Genomic DNA, 16,072 nt, shown 5'->3' with positions numbered 1-16,072 from the left:
AGTGCTATGCTCGACCGGTGACCATGACACCTACTCTGTTTGACGTGACTGGGCCAGTCACCCCCTTCAAGACACAGCTATTGAAGTGGATCGGCAACAAGCAACGATTTGCGCATGAGATAGCCTCATACTTTCCAAGTGATGTGCGGACCTACTATGAACCGTTCTTGGGTAGCGGCGCGGTTCTCGGTACCTACGCGCCACCTAGAGCGGTCGGTTCTGACGCGCTCAAACCGTTAGCTGAAATCTGGATGACACTATCCGACGATCCCGATGAGCTCAAGGAATGGTATAGCGAGCGTCGTGAGTGCGTGGACGACGATTACGCTAACAAAGTAGAGGTATACGAGAAAGTTAAGGCTTCGTACAACAACTCACCCAACGGCGCTGACCTCCTATATATATCGCGATCATGCTACGGCGGAGTGGTTCGCTTCCGTAGGGCTGACCACTTCCTGTCCACACCGTGCGGAGCACACAGACCGATCTCGACTGAATCATTCGCGAAGCGAGTGGATGTCTGGGCGGATCGAGTCAAGGGAACTAGCTTCGCGCATATGGACTTCCGTGACGCAATGCGAGATGCGAGAGTCGGTGATCTTATCTATTGCGATCCTCCCTATACGGATACTCAGGCCATATTATATGGTTCCCAGCAGTTCGTACTTGCTGATCTATTCAACGAGATCGACCGATGCAAGAGCCGCGGGGTTCGCGTCGCACTAAGTATTGACGGCACAAAGAAGTCTGGTCTCAGAAGTGTCGCTACCAACGCACCCACGGGACTGTTCGAAAGTGAAGTGATGGTGAATTGCGGGAGGTCAATGCTACGACGTTTTCAAATGGGCGGGTTGACGTTGGAGTCTGAAGAAGTTTCGGATCGCTTACTGTTGACCTATTGATGCAGTGTACGCAAATACCAGCGCGAGGGAGCGAGAACACTGAAAGGTATCCGCGTTCCTGCGGATACATGTACTGCCCCCTTCGTCAGTCTGCGCGTGGACGAATTCCGCTACGCCGTCGTGTGAGTTGACGGCGAACGACCGCACCGTCATCGTCCAAGGAGGCTGACCATGGCCGCGCCGACCGGCGGCAATGTACAATAGCCGGTAGGTATCGCTAGAATGGCCGCGACACGCCCAAGTGCGGCTAGCAAGATTTGAAGCACTACTCGGACCACCATGTCCAGCGGCTCGATTTCGACATTGGGTTCGGTACTCAGCGGCGTCGCCCGACAGCGTCTCACAGAGGATGAGACCCGGCCGTCGGACACGTACGGCGGTACTGCTTCTGGTCGGATGAGTGTTTGCGGCAGCCGTGGCTTAGCTTAGCAAGCTGCAGCCTCCAGCAAATCGTCAAAAGCCAGGCACTGACCATTGCAGTAGACCGCGCCCTCAGCCTTGCGGGCTCCCGCGATCTTGCCCGCAGAATTAGAACGTGTTCTACTCTGGGTGGCGAGACCACGACACCGGGAGCCATGACCATGCGTTTCACCTTCGCCGAGGCGATGACCGATCCGACCTACTACGCGCCCCTCGCGCGGGCGGCGGAGGAAGCCGGATTCGCGGGCTTCACCATCCCGGACTCGTTGGCCTATCCCGAGGAATCCGACGCGACCTATCCCTACACGCCGGACGGCAACCGCGAGTTCCTCGAGGACAAGGCGTTCATCGAGACCTTCATCCAGGCCGCCGCACTGGGCGCGGTCACCTCGACCATCCGCTTCACCCCGTTCGTCCTCAAACTCCCCGTGCGGCCACCGGCGCTGGTGGCCAAGCAGGCGGCATCGGTCGCCTACCTGACAAACAACCGGTTGGCACTGGGCGTCGGCACGAGCCCCTGGCCCGAGGACTACGACATCATGGGCGTCGACTTCCGCAGACGCGGAAAGCGAATGGACGAGTGCATGGACATCGTCCGCGGACTCACCACCGGTGAATACTTCGAGTTCCACGGCGAGTTCTACGACATCCCCAAGATCAAGATGAGCCCTGCCCCCACCGAACCGATCCCCCTGCTCGTGGGCGGGCACGCCGATGCGGCGCTGCGCCGGGCCGTCATCCGCGGCGACGGCTGGATGCACGGCGGCGGACCACCGGAGGAGCTCGACGCCCTGCTCGACCGGATCACCGAGATCCGCAAGGCCGAGGGAAAACTCAACGACCCGTTCGAGATCCACATCATCTCGCTCGACGCCTACACCGTCGACGGCTGCAAACGGCTGGAAGACAAGGGCATCACCGACGTGATCGTCGGCTTCCGGCTGCCGTATATCACCGGCGCCGACACCGAACCCCTACAGAAGAAGCTCGACCATCTGAACTCCTACGCCGACACCGTGATCGCCAAGGTCAACGGCTGACGCGGCGGCACCGACTCACCGCTGCATGCGCACGACCTGGGAGTGATTGAACTCGGTGCGATCGGTGATGTGGAGTCCGGCGGCCGAGAGTTGCCGGTACAGCGGCGTATTCGTGAAGTGATACGGCTCGAAGTACCAGTCGGACATACCGCCCGGGAACTCGACCGCGCGTCGGCTTCGTTCGCCGTCGGCGACGACCCACATCACCTGACAACTTCTCGCGAAGTAGCGATACGCGGGGACCGGTCTCTCGAGGTCCCACATCCGACCCGAAGGCGCGGCGGCGACTCGCGCGCCGATGTCCCGAAGCCCGGCGAAGTCGGCGGGCTTGGCCCGCAAGGTCACCCGCTGTGAGATGGGGCTCCACGACGGTGCGGACCCGAAGGCGACGCAATCTCCCGGCTCGGCGTGATCACCGATGTAGTCGGCGACGGTGGAGAAGTCGCTGCCACCGAGATGACCGTATGTGCCACGCTGCGTGACGTATTGGGGCGCCGCCGCGGCCACCAGCGCGATCAGCGCAACGCCGATCACCCAGCGACTCTCGCGGGCCAGCACCGTCACCGACCACGCCAGCAGCAGTGCCATACCTGGCACGGTGAACACCAGATACCGCGGGGCGTACAGATGGGTGCCCGTCCACGACACCGCGAAGATCACCGCCGCAGGGAGCAGCAACCAGCACCAGGCGAGCACGAACGGGCGGACGCCGTCCAGACGCCACGTCGTCACCGCCGCCATGAGTGCGATCGCGAGCGCCAGTCCGGCGACGATCGGGTACGCCACCGAACCGGTGAAGAACTCGAAGCGCGCATACGTCCACACCCGCTGGACCGACATGTCGGGAATCCACGAAACCTGTTCGCGCTGACCGAATGCCCACCGCCCGAACGGCACCAGCGCCAGAACCGCCACCGCAGTACCGATCGTGAACCCGCGAATGGCCTTCCGGTGCAACAACAACAGATACAGCGCATGCGCAAGGAGCAGGGTGATCGCCAAGAAGAACCAGACCACCATGACGACCACGCCGAGGGCATACGCCACCCACCACCAGCGACCACGATCGGCGGCGATGATCAACAGCAGCGTGACCACGATCGCCAGGAACAGCGTGCCCGCATAGGATCTGGCTTCACTGCCCGCCCACATCACCCGCGGGATGGTCAGCAGGATGAGACCGGCGAGCACCCCGAACCGCAGATCCCACAGCCGTTCGGCGAGGACCACCAGCGCCGCCGCGGCCGCGCCGACAGCGATCGCCGACGGGAAGCGCACCGCGAACTCCGACAACCCGAAGACCGACGCCCACGCCTTGAGCACCACATAGTAGGCCGCATGCACGGCGTCGGTGTGATGCACGAGTGAAAACAGTTGGGGGTACGAGCGATTGATCGCCGAGATGGTGGCGGCCTCGTCGTACCAGAACGACGGCTGCCAGGACCAGGCGGCCGCGAGCAGCAAGCCGAGCAGACCGACCAGCGTCGCGGCGACGAGGACTCGCCGACGATCAGTCGGCGGCGAGTCAGTCGCCGTCGAAGAGTCGCTGCCAGTTCTCATGACTCGTGAGTTCCGGCAGCGCCGCCTGCCACTGTGCGGCCAGGCGCGGCGCGTTCCGCCTCAGTTCGAGGCATACCTGTGTGAGTTCACGGAACTGACGTACCGCGATCTGCTTGTCGCGGCGGCGGATTCGCACGCCGGTCTGGGAGGCATCGGTGACAATGGCCTCCGCGAACAGGCCGACGTGCCACCACCGGGCGCTGTCCGCCGGGATCGCCACCCGGCCGCCCCGGACCCGGCCGAGCACCTGCTGCACGACCCGCTTGGCCATCACCTGGTCGAGCTTCTTCTCCTTGGGCTCATGGCCTTTGGTGACGATGCGCGGATCGCCGACGAGTCCCTCGGTGGCCTCGTGCCGGACCGTGTCGGGGTACTGCGCGCGCAGCTCGGCGAGTTCGCCGAGTTTGGAGCGGCCGCCGTCGGCGAGGATCGATGGCCCGGACATGAAGTCGCGCACCGCGAGCAGGAAGGTCTCGGCCAACCCGTACTGCATCGACACGATGTGGCCGGTGATCTCGCGGGCCACCACGGTCGCGACCTCCGTCGGATCGAAGCGTCCGTGGATGGCCGCCACGATCAGCGCGTTGCGCCAGCTGAAATACCGCGACCAGTCGTCGTAGTCCTTGAGGTGGAAGTCGGCATGCCACACACCGGCATTGGGCAACGTCACCGTCGCGAAACCGGCCTTGCGGGCGCGGATCCCGAACTCGATGTCGTCCCACTGGAAGAACAGCGGCAACGACAGTCCGGCCGCCACCACCGCCTCCGCGGGCAGCAGGGCTGTCCACCACCCGTTCCAGCCGGCATCGCCGCGCGCGTCCTGATGCTTCTTCAGGGCATTGAGCCCGGCCCGCCCACCGGCACCGGGGCGGCCGGCCTTCAACTCGTCGAGGGCTTCCCACTCGCTGGTCATGTGGACGCGGTAGGTCTCCGACAACAGCAGCATCTGCGCGCCGACGATGACCGGCCGCACGGCATTGTTGGCCATGGCGGAGAGGCGGACCACCGATTCCGGCTCGCACAGGATGTCGTCGTCCATGACGACGATGTCGGTGTCGCACTCGCCGGTTCGCGTCAATTCGTGGATGCCGCGGTTGAAGCCGCCTGCCCCACCGAGATTCGGCTGGACCAGATACTGCAACCGCGGTCCGAGTACGTCCTTGACGGCCGGGAACTCGTCGTGGGCGTCCACCCGCTGCGTGCCCTGATCGACGACGTACACCGACTCGATGAGGTCGAGGGCGATCGAATCCGAGGCCAGCGTGAGCAGCGTCGAGATGGCGTCGGCGGGGCGGTTGTGCGTGCACATCACCACCGACATCAGCCGGTTGCGTTGCGGACGCGGCACCGACCACGTCACCTCCGCGATCCGCGCGCCACCACCGATCGCGGTGGCGTCGAACCAGAGGCCGCCGCCGTCGACGAATCGGCGGACGTCGAGGTCGAGAACCGACCGGCCGCGGCCGGTGACCTCGACGGCGTCGACGGGACGCCAGCGGCCGCCCGCATCGGATGCCTTGACCTCCACCCGAAGGGTCGCGTCGGGTGCACAATCGTGGTCGAATTCCAGCCGTACCGCGGTGATCGCGGTGTAGCGCTGCCAGTAGCTCGCGGCGAACCGCCCGAAGTAGGTGTTGGTGTTCAGAATTGCACCGGGCTCCATCCGGACCCCGGTCCGGTCGGGGCGCACCATCGCCGGGTTCGCGGTGACGTACATACCCGGAGCCACCCGGGGGTGCGGTCCCGCGAATAGCGTTCGCTGGACAAGCGTCCGCTCAATTTCCTGCTGCATCGGCCCTCATAATCAGTGCGCGTGACGAGTCGTGGTCGCCCCGACCCGCACCGAGACTAACGCACCGGTATCGGCCGCCGGTGCGGCCGACACGGCGAGCAGGCCCCACACCGGTCACTTGATGTTGAAGATCACCGTGCGCTGCACGATGAAGTTGATGATGGTCGCCAGCCCCTGGGCGATGACGTAGGCGAGCAGGCTGTAGAGCACCGTTTCCGGCCACAGGTGGGAGAGGTAGGTATAGACCCCGACATTGACGACAAACGTAACGCAGTAGAGCACGGCCACCGCAACGAACCGGGCCATGCTCGGCTCGGCGCGGAACGTCCAGCGCCGGTTGAAGATGTAGGCGGTCGTCGTGCCACAGACAAAGCCGATCGCCTTGGCGAACCCGGCGGGCATCCCGAGCGCGTACTGCAGGATCGCGGTCAGCCCGAAGTCGAGGATGCCCGAGCCGACCCCGGTGACGACGAACCGGAAGATCTGCGTCGCCAACGGCAGATTCGTCGACGCCTCTTGGTCGTCGAACGGGAGTTCCGGGGCCATCGGCGCGTGCCGCGTCCGGAAGTCGTCATGGTTCGGATGATGCTCGTGCGAAGCCTGGTGCAGGTCGTTCGGCTCGTCGGGGCTGGGCTCTACCACGCTGACACCCTAGACCTTCAGAACTCCTCTTCGACGTCGGAGTTACGCGCGGCACCCTCGCCACGATCGAGTTCGGCGAGGGCCGCGAGGTCGTCGGCGTCGAGTTCGAAGCCGAACAGATCGATGTTCTCGAGCTGCCGGCCCTTGTGTGACGACTTCGGGACCACGCCGATGCCCTGCTGCACCGCCCACCGCAACGCGATCTGGGTGGGCGACTTGCCGTATTTGCGGGCCAGCCGGATGACCGTCGCATCCCCCGACATCCCATCCTTGCGCCCCGTCGGATGCCACGCCTGTGCATGAATATCGTTGTCACGCATGAATTCCCGCAGTTCTGTGCGCGCCAGGGCCGGTGAGCACTGAATCTGGTTGAGCTCCGGCCATCGCCCGGTTTCGTCATAGAGCTCCTGCAGCTGGTGCTCCTTGAAGTTCGACACCCCGGGCACCCGGATGAACCCCTCGTCGGCCAGGGTCAGCAACGCCTTCCAGGAGTCGACCGTCCGCCCCAGACTCGGGCACGGCCAGTGGATCAGGTAGACATCGATGTAGGCGACCCCGAGGCGGCGCGCACTCTCCTTGGCGGCGGTGATCGCCTCGTCGAAGCCCTGGTCGCCACCGCCGAGCTTGGTCGCCACGATCACCTCGGACCGGTCCACACCCGATTCCTCGATCCCGAGACCCACGCTGCGCTCGTTGGAGTACCGCGACGCGGTGTCGAGCAACCGATAACCCGAGTCGAGCGCATGGGAAACCGCCTGAACACACGGCATTCCGAGCATGTCATACGTGCCGAGCCCGACGAGCGGCAGCGAAAAACCGGATGCGAGGGTCACCGACGGTATCTCCACCCACCAAGGATATGGCGCACAGCGGTGCGCGCGCCCGCCAACCGGCGCAGTAGCCGGAGAATGGTGCGGCCCACTGCGCTGGGCGTTAGGTTCGATCCATGCCCGATCGAGCTCCCCGCACCTCGTCTGCACGCCGCATCCGTTCCCGCATCGGGATCTCGACCCTGACCATCGGGATTCTGATCTCACTGGCGACCTGGACAGTTGCCCCGGCGCACGCCGATGCGACCGCCGCCCCGGTCACCTCCGGCCTCGACGCGGCCGACTATCACGGCCCGATCGGCGCCCCCGGCACCCTGATCGCGCAGGTGCCGCTCGCCCCCTCGGTCAGCGTGCCCGCCGCCGGACGCGCCTACCGGATCCTCTACGCCACCCGCGATATCCACGGACGTCCCGCGGTCAGCTCCGGTGAGGTGCTCCTGCCGAAACGGCCCGCACCGGCCGGCGGATACCCGGTCATCGCGTGGGCGCACGGCACGACCGGGCTCGGCGACAACTGCGCGCCGTCGGTGCTGCCCCACAGCGAACGTGACGCCACCTACCTCGGACATTGGCTCGATCAGGGCTATGCGATCGTCGCCACCGACTACGTCGGCCTGGGCACCCCGGGATTCATGAACTACCTGAGCGGGACCGCGGAGGCGCAGTCCGTCGTCGACTCGGTCATCGCCGCCCATCAGATGGGTCTGCCGTTGTCCGAGAAGTGGGCGATCGTCGGCCAGTCACAGGGCGCCGGGGCCGCCCTCAACGCAGCCCGGCGCGCCACCGCACTGTCGACCGGCAGCGGTCTGGACTACCGCGGCGTGGTCGCCACCGGCACCCCCGCCAACATCGAGCAGATCGTGGCGCTGGCCCCGCCGGCGCCGATTGCGCTGCCCGCCGCGCTCAACGCCTACACCGCCTACATCTTCGCCGGGTTCTCCGAAGCCCGCCCCGACCTGCATGTCGAGAAGATCCTCGCCCCGAAGGGCCGCGAACTGGTCGCCAAGGCGCGCACGCTCTGCTACGCCGAGATGGCGCCGCAGGCCAAGGGCGTCACCCTCGCCCAATTCCTCGCCGCGCCGGTCGCGACGATCCCCGGTATCCGGGAGGCCCTCGCCGAGTACATGGGCACCCCGTACTCGGGTTATGACCGGCCGATCTTCCTCGGCCAGGGGCTCCTCGACACCGACGTCCCGGCCCCGTCGGCGTTGTCGCTCTACGCGCAGATGGTCGCCGCCGGGCAGCCCGTCGAGTTCCACGTCTATCCCAACCAGGACCATTCCGGGACGGTGCTCGCGTCCATCCCCGACTCCACCCCGTTCCTGGCGCGAATCATGAGGTAGCCGATGGCGATGGCAGCAGCCGGGCCCCCGGCGTCGAGAGCGGCCTATGACGACGTCGTCATCGGGGCCGGCCACAACGGTCTGACCGCGGCCGCATACCTGGCCCGCGCGGGCCGCTCGGTGCTGGTCCTCGAGTCCGACGACCACGTCGGCGGGGCAGCGGTGTCGGCCACGCCCTTTCCCGGTGTCGCGGCCCGGCTGTCGCGCTACTCCTACCTCGTGTCGCTGATGCCGCCCAAGATCATCGCCGATCTCGAACTCGACGTCGAACTGGTCCGGCGGCGCCACTCCTCCTACACCCCGCTGCCGTCGGATCCGTCGCGCGGATTGCTCGTCGACACCGCCGACGAGCACGCCACCGCCGTGTCCTTTGCCCGGGCCACCGGCGGCGACACCGAATTCGTTGCGTGGCGGCGGTTCTACGAACAGATGGGGCAGATCGCCCGCCGGGTCTTCCCCACCCTGATCGAACCGCTGCGCTCTCGCGAGCAGATGAACGAGCTGGTGGCGCACGCCGACCCGGCCGCCGACGCGGAGTCGGCGCACCTGTGGAAACTGCTCACCACCCGGCCGCTCGGTGAGGTGATCGAGCGGTACTTCGACGACGATGTGGTGCGCGGCGTCGTCGCCACCGACGGGCTGATCGGCACGTTCGCCGACCTGCACGACACCTCCCTGCGGCAGAACATCTGCTTCCTCTATCACCTGATCGGCGGCGGCACCGGGAACTGGGACGTGCCCGTCGGCGGGATGGGCGCCGTGTCGGGGGCGCTCTATCAGGCCGCGGTCGCCGCCGGCGCGGTCATCCACACCAACTGCCGGGTCATCGGCGTCGACCCCGACGACGGCACCGTCGACTACGTGATGACCGAGACCGCCGGGAATCGGCAGCGCGTCGGCAGCGTGCGCGGCTCGATGATCCACGCGGCGTGCGCGCCGACGGTACTCAACACGATGCTCGACGCGCCCGTCGACACCGAGACCGCGCCGCAGGGTGCGCAACTGAAGATCAACCTGCTCCTCGAGAGGCTCCCCGGGCTGCGCGACGCAAGCGTCGACCCGCGGGCCGCATTTGCCGGCACCTTCCACGTCAACGAGTCCTACGAGCAGCTGCAGACCGCGTGGGCGCAGGCCCGCCTCGATCAGGTGCCCGCACTGCCACCGTGCGAGATCTATTGCCACACCCTCGCCGATCCGTCGGTCCTCGGGCCCGAACTCGCGGGCATGCACACCCTGACGCTGTTCGGTCTACACATGCCGCCCGAGGTGTTCGCCGCACCGGGCGCCACCGCCGACGCCGTCGAGGCCACCCTCGCGTCACTGAATTCCGTTCTCGCCGAACCGATCCAGTCGGTGATCGCCACCGACGCGCACGGCAACGCCTGCCTGGAGGTCAAGACGCCGCAAGATCTGGCCGCGGCCGTGGGACTGCCGGGCGGCAACATCTTCCATCGTTCGCTGCAGTGGCCGTGGGCGCAGACCGGCGCCCAAGTCGGCCGGTGGGGCGTGGAGACCAGGCATCCGCGGTTGCTGCTCTGCGGCGCCGGCGCACGACGCGGCGGCGGGGTGAGCGGCATCCCGGGACGCAATGCGGCCGCCGCGGTCCTCGCCTGGTGATCGCGCCGCCCACACGACCCGGCTCCCACGACCTGGCTGGGGCGTCGGCGCATGCGGGTACTCTCTACCCCGATGTCTACAGAAGAATTGCTGCCGATCACGACCCGAGCACTTGTCGGATGGTCGCGCACCACCCCCATCGAGGGACACGTGCTGTCCACGCCATATCCGGAGCTCATCGCCGAGGCAGTGGCCCGTGTCGCCGACGACAATGCGGGCAAGCCCGACTACCTCAAGCGAGGCGTGATCGCCCGCGGGCTCGGCCGTTCCTACAACGAGTCCGCGCAGAACTCGGGCGGGCTGACCATCGACATGACGCCCCTGACCCGGGTGCATTCGATCGACGAGGAAGCCGGCATCGTCGACGTCGACGCCGGGCTGTCGCTCGACGCGCTGATGCAGATCGCCCTGCCGTACGGACTGTGGGTTCCGGTGCTGCCCGGCACCCGGCAGGTCACCGTGGGCGGTGCCATCGCCCACGACATCCACGGCAAGAACCACCACAGCCAGGGCAGCTTCGGCAACCACGTCGTCGAGATGGCACTGCTGGTCGCCGACGGCCGCATCCTGACACTGGCGCCCGACGGCTCCGACGACGACCCCGACGGGTCGCTGTTCTGGGCCACGGTCGCCGGGATCGGTCTGACCGGCATCATCCTGCGCGCGAAGATCGCGATGAAGCGGACCGAGAGCGCGTTCTTCATCGCCGACACCTTCACCACCTCGAACCTCGACGAGACGATCGATCTGCACCTCAAGGACCGTTATGAGGACGGCTTCGAGTACGCGTCGGGCTGGTTCGACACCATCAGCGGTCCGCCGAAACTCGGGCGCGGAACCTTCAGCCGCGGCAACCTCGCCACCCTCGAGGAGCTGCCGCGCAAGCTGCGGGCCAAGGCACTGACCTTCAACAACAAGCCGCTGATCAGCCTGCCGAACGTCTTCCCGCGTGGGCTGGCGAACAAGCTCGACTTCATGATCGTCGGCGAGGCCTACTACCGGATGGGCGGCGACAAGCGCGGTGCCGTGAAAAATCTGGCGCAGTTCTATCACATGCTCGACATCATCGGTGACTGGAACAACGGCTACGGCCGCGGCGGCGGCTTCGCCCAGTACCAGTTCATCGTGCCCACCGGCAACGAACCAGAGTTCAAGAAGATCATCACCGACATCCAGGCGTCGGGACACGTCAGCTTCCTCAACGTCATCAAGTTGTTCGGAGACGGCAACAAGGCGCCGCTGAGCTTCCCGTTCAAGGGCTGGAACGTCTGCCTGGACTTTCCGATCAAACGCGGGCTGGCCGAGTTCCTCAACGACCTCGACCGTCGGGTGATGGAGATGGGCGGGCGGCTCTACACCGCGAAGGATTCGCGGACGTCGGCGGAGAACTTCCGCAAGATGTATCCCGAACTCGACTCCTGGATCGCCATCCGGCGCAAGATCGACCCGACCGGCGTCTTCATGTCCGACATGGGGCGACGCCTCGAACTCGCCTGAGTCGCTCGCAGTATCCGCACCGCACAACAGCTTTCGACAGCAGAGGGAATCCATTCATGTTCAACGCCGTAGGCGCCCCGCAGTCCATCCTCGTTCTCGGCGGCAGCTCCGAGATCGGCCTGGCCATCGCGGGCGAGTTCTTGACGCGCGGCCCGGCACGCGTGGTCCTCGCCGTCGTCCCCGGTGACCCGGCCGCCGACGCCGCGGTCAGCACCATCAAGGCCGCCGGTGCCACCGCCGTCGAGGTCATCGACTTCGACGCCTTGAAGCCCGAGACCCACCCCGAGGTCATCGAGAAGGCCTTCGCCGCCGGCGACATCGATCTGGCGATCGTGGCCGCGGGCGTGCAGTTCGACGACGAGGCCGTCTGGCAGGACCACGGCAAGGCCGTCACCGAGGTGACCATCAACTACACCGCCGCGGTCAGCGTCGGCGTGCTGCTGGGCGAGCGGTTCAAGGCGCAGGGCCACGGGCAGATCGTGGCGATGAGTTCGGTTGCCGGCGAACGCGTCCGGCGCTCCAACTTCGTCTACGGGTCGTCCAAGGCCGGCCTCGACGGCTTCTTCCTCGGCCTCGGTGAGGCGCTGGCACCGTTCGGCGGGCATGTCCTCGTGGTGCGCCCGGGCCAGGTCCGCACCCGGCTGTCGGCCCACGTCGACGAGGCGCCGCTGACGGTGAACAAAGAAGACGTCGCGCGGGCCGTCGCCGCGGCGGTGGACGCAGGCAAGGAGATCGTGTGGGTGCCCGGCCCGTTCCGCTTCATCATGATGGGACTCCGTCACGTCCCGCGAAAGGTGTTCCGCAAGCTGCCGGTGTAAAGATCGCGTGCGGCCGCACAGAAGCTGGAAGGAAGGGACAGGAGACGATCATGACGAATGACCTCGGTTCCACGCCAGAAGTCCGCGGAGGCAGCCGACAGCCACCGCAAGGGTGTTCTGGAGGCGGCCGCGAAGGTGGCGGCCACGGCGAGTGAGAAGACCGGTCGCCCCGTCAGTCGCCGCGCAGCGAGACTTCTCAAACGCGCCTCCTAGCGCTCGAGGTTGCCGGATGGTCCGCTCAGCGGCTCATCCGGCAACCTTGACCAGGGACCGTCCCACCTACAATCGACGCCGTGACCACAACGCCGACGCCGCGCCCGAAGTCTTCGCACACGTCAGAACCAGTGGCGTGACGCGAACGCAGACCCCGGCCCTCGACGACCCCCGTCCGCCGTCGCCCACGGCAGCGCCGACGCCGCGTCGACACATCCCTGGGCGCGTCGCCACGCTGATCGACCTGATCGTGGCCGTCGTCGCCGCCGCCGTCGTCTCGCTGGCCGGGCTGAAGATCGTCGACGCCGTCGGATGGCCGGCGTTCAACTCGTCGAACGTCACGCGGGCGCTGACCACGGTGGGCCAGGTGGTCGCGGTGGCATTCGTCGTGGCCGCGGCGATCCTGTACCGCTACCGCCGCTCGCGGTGGCTGACGACCCTGGCATCGACGATCGGCGTGGCCGGGCTGGTCACCGCCACCCTCGGCATGCCGCTCGGCGCGACGCGGCTGTACCTGGGCGGGCTGTCGGTCGACCAGCAGTTCCGCACCGAATACCTGACGCGGCTGACCTCGAGCCCGCACCTGGCCGACATGACCTACCCCGATCTGGCGCCCTACTACCCCGCCGGCTGGTTCTGGTGGGGCGGGCGGTTCGCCAATGCGGTCGGTCAGCCCGGGTGGGAGGCGTTCAAGCCGTGGGCGATCCTCACCATCGCCGTGGCCGCCGCCGTCGGCGTGGTGCTGTGGAACCGGATGCTCGGCGCCGATCGCGGCGCGGCGGTCGCCCTGGCCGTCACCACGACGACGCTGATGCAGGCCGGCCCCGAACCGTATGCCGCGGTGTTGATCCTGATCGGCATTCCGCTGCTGGTCCCGATGATGTACGGGTTGCGCGGACACGGACGCCTCGCCGACGGCCCGTCGGGATCGTTGCGCTCGGGCACCAGTTGGTGGGCGGTCGTCGCGGGCGGGGTCTTCCTCGGACTGTGCGCCGCCTCCTACACGCTCTATGCCGGGCTGTTCGCCGGGGTCGCGGTTTTGATGGCGCTGGTGGTGGTCGCACTCGGCTGGCGTGGGGCCGCGAACAAAGCCGTTGCCGCGCCGGAGGTTTCCGCTGCTCGGCGTGATCTCGTCCTTGCGGTGGCGGTGCGGCTGATCGTCATGGCGGTGGTCTCCGGACTGATCGCGTTGCTGGTGTGGACGCCGTATCTGCTTGCGCGGCTGCGTAACACACCCGCCAGCGGTGGCACTGCCGAACACTATCTCCCCGGCCGCGGATCGGTGCTGCCGCTGCCGATGTTCGAGCTGAGTCTGACCGGCGCGATCACGATGATCGGGCTGCTGTGGATTCTGGTGCGCTTTCGCACCCGCACCGTGGCACTGACTTTCGGGATCACCGTCGTCGGCATCTATCTGTTCTGCCTGCTGTCGATGCTGCGCACCGCCACCGGCTCCACCCTGCTCTCCTTCCGCCTCGAGCCGATCCTCGTCGCGGTCCTCGCCGCCGCGGGTGTGCTGGGCGTGGTCGATCTGTCGCGATGGGCGGTCGGCCGGTTCGGGGACATCCGGATCGTCATCGGTGCGATCGCCGCGGTCGCCGCAATCGCCATGGCACAAGGAGTTCCGGACTACCTCGCCAACGAGATCAACACCGCCTACACCGACACCGACGGATACGGTCACCGTGCCGACCAGCGCCCGTCCGGCGCCGAATCGTTCTACCCGCAGATCGATCACCTCATCACCGAGCAGACCGGACGACCGGCCACCGGCAATGTGGTGCTCACCGCCGACTACGGCTTCCTCTCGGTCTACCCGTACTGGGGTTTCCAGGGACTGACGTCGCATTACGCGAATCCGCTCGCCGAATTCGACAAGCGGGCCGCCACCATCGAGAAGTGGACGCAGGCAACGACTCCCGACGAGATGATCGCTCAGCTCGATCATTCCGCGTGGAAGCCGCCCAACGTGTTCCTGTTCCGCTACTCCGCCGACGGCTACACCCTGCGGCTGGCCAAGGACGTCTACCCCAACGATCCGAATGTGAAGCGGTACACGGTGACCTTCGATCCCAAGGCGTTCGCCGATCCGCGGTTCACCGTCACCGAGGTCGGACCGTTCGTCCTGGTGGTCCGGAAGTGACGATGCGCGCCGGTGACATGGTGCTCAGCCGGGTCGACGGCGCGTCGTCGACGGCGTGGTTCGTCGGCACCGATGCCGTCAACTGGGTTGTTCTGCAAGATGACTCGGGACTGACCCTGATCGACGGCGGCTATCCACGGCAGGCCGATCTCGTCGAGGAATCGATCAGGAAGATCGGCGCGAGCGCGGCCGACATCCGTGGCGCGCTGCTCACCCACGCCCACGTCGATCACCTCGGCGGTCTGGCGAGACTCGCAGCGCGACACGGCTTTCCGGTCTACGCCGATCCGGCCGAAGTCGCCCACGCCCGCCGCGAGCATCTGCAGCAGGCGTCGCCGATCGACATCGCCTCGATCGCCTACCGGCCGCGCGTGTGGCGGTGGCTGGCGGAGGTCGTGCCACTGGGAGTGTTGAGCCGCAAGGGCATCGAGTCGACCCGGCCGTTCACCGACACCCTGCGCCTGCCGGGCAATCCGGTACCGGTGCCGGCCCACGGCCACACCGACGGCCACAGCGCCTATCTCGTCGCCGACGGCGAGGTGCTGGTCGCCGGTGACGCCTTGGTGAGCGGGCACCCGATTTCCGGGATCTCGGGCTGTCAGTGCATCCCGGACGTCTTCCAGCACGACGTGGCCGCCGCTCGACGCAGCGTCGAGGCGTTCACCGGCCTGGAGGCGACAGTCCTGTTCCCCGGCCACGGTCCACGCGTCGACGGGCCGGTGGCCGACATGGCCCGCGCGGCCCTGCAACGCTGAACAACCGGCGGAACCGATCAGCCGACGAGTTCGGCGAGTCGCCGGATGGCGAACTCGTATCCGCGGATTCCGTAGCCGACGATGATCCCCGAGGCGTTCGGCGAGATGTAGGAGTGGTGCCGGAACGCCTCGCGTTTGTGGACGTTGCTGAGGTGGACTTCCATGATCGGCACCTCGGGGATCAGGAGCGCATCGGCGAGCGCCACCGATGTGTGTGTCCATCCCGCCGGGTTGATCACGATGCCGCAGACCGCTCCCCGCGCCTCGTGAATCCAGTCGATCATCTCGCCCTCGTGATTCGTCTGCGCCGCCCGGAGACCGAAGCCGAGTTCCGCGGCGGTGCGCTCGGCGAGGTCGACGACGTCGGCGAGGGTGTCGGTGCCGTAGATGTCCGGTTCCCGCACACCGAGGGTGTTCAGGTTGGGCCCGTTGAGCAGCAGGATCGGGAGAGGCGCGGAGTCGGTGGCGGGATCGGTCGGCATGATCGCCAGCGTAGTCGA

The 16,072-nt window shown here is 66.7% G+C and carries 14 protein-coding genes; 9 read left to right on the top strand and 5 right to left on the bottom strand.

Annotated elements, in window-relative coordinates:
- The first annotated feature begins 23 nt into the window (after positions 1-23).
- The gene (locus ACPXB3_RS09090) at positions 24-902 is read left to right on the top strand and encodes a DNA adenine methylase (RefSeq protein WP_425727493.1); all 879 of its coding nucleotides are present in this window, start codon (positions 24-26) and stop codon (positions 900-902) included.
- 581 nt (positions 903-1,483) lie between these two features.
- The gene (locus ACPXB3_RS09085) at positions 1,484-2,362 is read left to right on the top strand and encodes a TIGR03619 family F420-dependent LLM class oxidoreductase (RefSeq protein WP_425704249.1); all 879 of its coding nucleotides are present in this window, start codon (positions 1,484-1,486) and stop codon (positions 2,360-2,362) included.
- 15 nt (positions 2,363-2,377) lie between these two features.
- On the opposite strand, the gene ACPXB3_RS09080 is transcribed toward ACPXB3_RS09085, so the two are convergent.
- The 4 genes from ACPXB3_RS09080 to ACPXB3_RS09065 form a co-directional block, all read right to left on the bottom strand.
- Entirely contained in the window at positions 2,378-3,922 is a 1,545-nt protein-coding gene (locus ACPXB3_RS09080) for a glycosyltransferase family 39 protein (protein WP_425704112.1), read from the bottom strand.
- Entirely contained in the window at positions 3,888-5,714 is a 1,827-nt protein-coding gene (locus ACPXB3_RS09075; protein ID WP_425727416.1) for a glycosyltransferase, read from the bottom strand. The genes ACPXB3_RS09080 and ACPXB3_RS09075 overlap by 35 nt, the downstream gene beginning before the upstream one ends.
- 114 nt (positions 5,715-5,828) lie before the next feature.
- On the bottom strand, positions 5,829-6,260 hold the full coding sequence (locus ACPXB3_RS09070; RefSeq protein WP_425727492.1) for a GtrA family protein: 432 nt from the start codon (positions 6,258-6,260) through the stop codon (positions 5,829-5,831).
- Positions 6,261-6,373: 113 nt separating this feature from the next.
- Positions 6,374-7,204, bottom strand: coding sequence for an aldo/keto reductase (locus ACPXB3_RS09065; RefSeq protein WP_425704110.1), 831 nt, complete (start codon positions 7,202-7,204; stop codon positions 6,374-6,376).
- A gap of 98 nt (positions 7,205-7,302) precedes the next feature.
- Here ACPXB3_RS09065 and ACPXB3_RS09060 point away from each other — a divergent pair, with 98 nt between their 5' ends.
- The 7 genes from ACPXB3_RS09060 (at position 7,303) to ACPXB3_RS09030 (ending at position 15,572) form a co-directional block, all read left to right on the top strand.
- Positions 7,303-8,529: an alpha/beta hydrolase family protein gene (locus ACPXB3_RS09060; RefSeq protein ID WP_425704109.1), complete on the top strand. Its 1,227-nt coding sequence runs from the start codon at positions 7,303-7,305 to the stop codon at positions 8,527-8,529.
- Positions 8,530-8,532: 3 nt separating this feature from the next.
- Positions 8,533-10,146, top strand: coding sequence for a phytoene desaturase family protein (locus ACPXB3_RS09055; RefSeq protein WP_425727415.1), 1,614 nt, complete (start codon positions 8,533-8,535; stop codon positions 10,144-10,146).
- 72 nt (positions 10,147-10,218) lie between these two features.
- On the top strand, positions 10,219-11,643 hold the full coding sequence (locus ACPXB3_RS09050) for an FAD-binding protein (RefSeq protein WP_425727414.1): 1,425 nt from the start codon (positions 10,219-10,221) through the stop codon (positions 11,641-11,643).
- Between the two features lie 56 nt (positions 11,644-11,699).
- A complete protein-coding gene (locus ACPXB3_RS09045) occupies positions 11,700-12,461 on the top strand; it encodes a decaprenylphospho-beta-D-erythro-pentofuranosid-2-ulose 2-reductase (RefSeq protein ID WP_425704106.1) in 762 nt (253 codons plus the stop codon).
- 57 nt (positions 12,462-12,518) lie between these two features.
- Entirely contained in the window at positions 12,519-12,674 is a 156-nt protein-coding gene (locus ACPXB3_RS09040) for a hypothetical protein (RefSeq protein ID WP_425704105.1), read from the top strand.
- 136 nt (positions 12,675-12,810) lie between these two features.
- The gene (locus ACPXB3_RS09035) at positions 12,811-14,817 is read left to right on the top strand and encodes a galactan 5-O-arabinofuranosyltransferase (protein WP_425727413.1); all 2,007 of its coding nucleotides are present in this window, start codon (positions 12,811-12,813) and stop codon (positions 14,815-14,817) included.
- Between the two features lie 2 nt (positions 14,818-14,819).
- Complete coding sequence (locus tag ACPXB3_RS09030; RefSeq protein WP_425704103.1) at positions 14,820-15,572, top strand: MBL fold metallo-hydrolase; 753 nt, start codon at positions 14,820-14,822, stop codon at positions 15,570-15,572.
- A gap of 17 nt (positions 15,573-15,589) precedes the next feature.
- Here ACPXB3_RS09030 and aroQ read toward each other — a convergent pair whose 3' ends face one another.
- Positions 15,590-16,054 (bottom strand): type II 3-dehydroquinate dehydratase, encoded by a 465-nt coding sequence (gene aroQ / locus ACPXB3_RS09025; protein ID WP_425727412.1) that lies wholly within the window; start codon positions 16,052-16,054, stop codon positions 15,590-15,592.
- Positions 16,055-16,072: the final 18 nt, after the last annotated feature.

Origin of the sequence: Gordonia sp. DT219 (assembly GCF_049847065.1) — a bacterium.
Classification (GTDB): domain Bacteria; phylum Actinomycetota; class Actinomycetes; order Mycobacteriales; family Mycobacteriaceae; genus Gordonia.
The sequence above is the reverse complement of the archived record's forward strand: the minus strand, read 5'-3'. Positions and strand labels throughout refer to the sequence as shown.

Excerpts from the sequence above, each read along its gene's own strand:
- ACPXB3_RS09060 (WP_425704109.1), top strand. The coding sequence starts at position 7,303 with ATGCCCGATCGAGCTCCCCGCACCTCGTCTGCACGCCGCATCCGTTCC.
- ACPXB3_RS09085 (WP_425704249.1), top strand. The coding sequence starts at position 1,484 with ATGCGTTTCACCTTCGCCGAGGCGATGACCGATCCGACCTACTACGCG.
- ACPXB3_RS09080 (WP_425704112.1), bottom strand. The coding sequence starts at position 3,922 with ATGAGAACTGGCAGCGACTCTTCGACGGCGACTGACTCGCCGCCGACT.
- ACPXB3_RS09045 (WP_425704106.1), top strand. The coding sequence starts at position 11,700 with ATGTTCAACGCCGTAGGCGCCCCGCAGTCCATCCTCGTTCTCGGCGGC.
- ACPXB3_RS09075 (WP_425727416.1), bottom strand. The coding sequence starts at position 5,714 with ATGCAGCAGGAAATTGAGCGGACGCTTGTCCAGCGAACGCTATTCGCG.
- ACPXB3_RS09040 (WP_425704105.1), top strand. The coding sequence starts at position 12,519 with ATGACCTCGGTTCCACGCCAGAAGTCCGCGGAGGCAGCCGACAGCCAC.
- ACPXB3_RS09030 (WP_425704103.1), top strand. The coding sequence starts at position 14,820 with ATGCGCGCCGGTGACATGGTGCTCAGCCGGGTCGACGGCGCGTCGTCG.
- ACPXB3_RS09055 (WP_425727415.1), top strand. The coding sequence starts at position 8,533 with ATGGCGATGGCAGCAGCCGGGCCCCCGGCGTCGAGAGCGGCCTATGAC.
- ACPXB3_RS09050 (WP_425727414.1), top strand. The coding sequence starts at position 10,219 with ATGTCTACAGAAGAATTGCTGCCGATCACGACCCGAGCACTTGTCGGA.
- ACPXB3_RS09070 (WP_425727492.1), bottom strand. The coding sequence starts at position 6,260 with ATGGCCCCGGAACTCCCGTTCGACGACCAAGAGGCGTCGACGAATCTG.
- ACPXB3_RS09090 (WP_425727493.1), top strand. The coding sequence starts at position 24 with ATGACACCTACTCTGTTTGACGTGACTGGGCCAGTCACCCCCTTCAAG.
- aroQ (WP_425727412.1), bottom strand. The coding sequence starts at position 16,054 with ATGCCGACCGATCCCGCCACCGACTCCGCGCCTCTCCCGATCCTGCTG.